Genomic DNA, 1,425 nt, shown 5'->3' on the forward strand with positions numbered 1-1,425 from the left:
ATCCCGCGCCGGTCGATCATCTGGCATACTTACGATACCTCCCAGTGAACGGGAATCCCGCCCGCCCGAGTCAAACCGCCGCACCCAAAGACAGCCATACCGATTCTGTTATCGTTGGGCGTGTCCTTAGTCCGCCGATAGGTCAGGCGCTTGCCACGGGCACCGGATAAGGCTTTGTCGGAGCGCTCGTAGTCGGAAACGCCAAGGCCGCTGCGCTGGTTATAGCGAAAGTCGAATTCGATCAGGTAGCGGTGCAGGTGCTTGTCGGAGCAATGCTGGTAAACGCCCTTCATGCCGCGCTTGAAGATGGAGAAGTAGTTTTCGACGCGGTTGATGGTGACGCCGTCCTTGCCAACGTACTCGCCAGCGGCGTGGTGCACGGCGCGGTGCGCGGCGTACTCAGCACCGACCTTGGGATAGAGGTTGCTTTCGTCGGTCCATAGCTCGGTGTCGCGGCTGACGTTGTGAACAAGATGCTCGCGTACGTTATTGGCAGTCGCGCGCTTAAGATGGAACGTACGGGCCTGACCGCCGGAAATTAGGGAGAACACGGCGCGCTTCTGGGTGGCGAATTTGGCGCTCTTGTAAGGCTTGCCCTTGCGAGACGCCGGCGGGGTCTGATCGGCCTTCTTGCCGAAGTAGGTTTCGTCCGCCTGGACGTGCTCGCCGTCACCGCCCATGGGGCCGGGGTCGTCGTCGCGCATGGCTTCGCGGATGCGATGGGCCATGAACCACGCGGACTTGTATGTGATGCCGAGCGTGCGATGCAGTTGGTGGGCGGACACGCCCTTCTTGCTCGACGCCATCATGTGGAAGCCGAGTACCCACTTGTGCAGCGGAATCTTGGAGCGTTCAAAGACGGTGCCGACCGTCACCGTGAACTTGCGGCGACAGGAGCGGCAGTAAAGCGCGCCGGCAGTGTAGGACTTGCCGTTGAGGCGCTTGACGTTCTCGGCCTCGCCGCAGTGAGGACAGTAAGGACCATCGGGCCAGTGGAGCGCCTCAAGGTGCTCGCGGGCCGCGTTTTCTTCGTGAAAGATGGGGTTCGTCATATCCATGGCTTGTCTCCTTGACTGTTGACAGCTTGGGATATGAGCGGTGTTCCGTCAAGTATATAATTAGGAATTTCGTCCTATCTTTGCTCGGGGGCGCGCGGATGCTCGCCAGCAAGCCGCTCTGCCTAGACGGGAGATCTTTGCACAGCTCGCCGTGCGCCCGTGTGGGGTCCTTCGACACGGACGCCTTCCGCGTCCTACTCAGGATGAAAAGTTTGTTTTATCAAAAACTTAACGATCGCTTCATGCTGAGGTGCCAGCCGTAGGCTGGCGTGTCGAAGCACCCTACACGGCTGCTTATGCCGGCTTGCAAAAGTCTCCTTGAGGGGAGCGGGAGGGGCCCGTGCGCTGACAAGCGCGGGGGAGGGTG

The 1,425-nt window shown here is 60.4% G+C and carries 1 pseudogene; it reads right to left on the reverse strand.

Annotated elements, in window-relative coordinates:
• Positions 1-128: 128 nt before the first annotated feature.
• Positions 129-1,058: pseudogene (locus CKO28_RS27630) on the reverse strand (IS1595 family transposase); the annotation flags it as partial.
• Between the last annotated feature and the right edge of the window lie 367 nt (positions 1,059-1,425).

It is taken from the genome of Rhodovibrio sodomensis (assembly GCF_016583645.1).
In the GTDB taxonomy this organism is placed as follows: Bacteria; Pseudomonadota; Alphaproteobacteria; order Kiloniellales; family Rhodovibrionaceae; genus Rhodovibrio; species Rhodovibrio sodomensis.